This window comes from Lyngbya aestuarii BL J (assembly GCF_000478195.2).
Taxonomy (GTDB): domain Bacteria; phylum Cyanobacteriota; class Cyanobacteriia; order Cyanobacteriales; family Microcoleaceae; genus Capilliphycus; species Capilliphycus aestuarii.
In genome coordinates this window covers 1-843 of the sequence record NZ_AUZM01000279.1, presented here as the reverse complement: position 1 = coordinate 843, position 843 = coordinate 1, and the positions used below count along the sequence as shown (strand labels likewise).

1 protein-coding gene is annotated in these 843 nt (G+C 42.8%); it reads left to right on the top strand.

The features are described 5' to 3' along the window. Window positions 1–647: 647 nt before the first annotated feature. On the top strand, window positions 648–843 hold a 196-nt coding region (locus tag M595_RS30885), incomplete at its 3' end, for a CBS domain-containing protein (protein WP_023069934.1).

Sequence of the window (843 nt, the reverse complement as noted above, 5' to 3'; positions counted from 1 at the left end):
TATGCGTTGGCGATGGGTCGTTTACTCAAGCTTCCATCCTCAAAAAGTGAAGTCAACATCCAGACTGGTAATCGACCGGATTTCCCCGTGATTTTGCCATCTTCGACGTTTATGTATATAGCCCATCGCCTTCTCGTGAAACATCCCTCTTAAGGAGAAAGTTCAATTTCTCGCTGGCCAGGAGTCTACGGCGACATGAGTGCTAACTTTTGGAGTGACCTTTTTTGTCTGTTTACCCAAAGATGTTGTGGAAATATACTTTTTTAATTTTTAATTCTTATTTTTTTATTATTAAGGTGACGATTTTCTTGAAGTTGAGCGAACATGATAGAGATAGCTCTCTCAAAGCACTGCTGAGAAATCTCCCAGGAGTTAGAGAGGTGTGAGCCATAGTCAACCGTTTACAGAACAACTTTAGATAGCCGTTTTTGACTGGAGAACAGGAACAAAACGGTAAAATTGTCTCAACTCGGTCGCGTATTGAGAAACCCAAAAGTTACCAAGTGGAATCACAGAACTGAATAGAAGTTGTTATTCGTGAGTTGGTCTTAGTTGATTCAACTCCCTCGCCTACGACTATCCCCCAATAATTTGATCGCGATTTCCCCCAGAGACGCTATTGCCTTCGGCTCCAATACAGATTTTCTATGTACTCTTGCCCCACTCACCTCCAAACCTTTATCCGGGCAGTACCCGTTTGTCATCAAACCACCACCTTAAGTGAGGTTTGGTCAATATTCTGCCAGGAAAAATGCGATCGCATCGTTGTGATCAGTCCTCAAGATCATCCTTTGGGAGTGGTTTACTTGTGTCGTTTGATCGGATCTGTCTTTAGATCGGAAG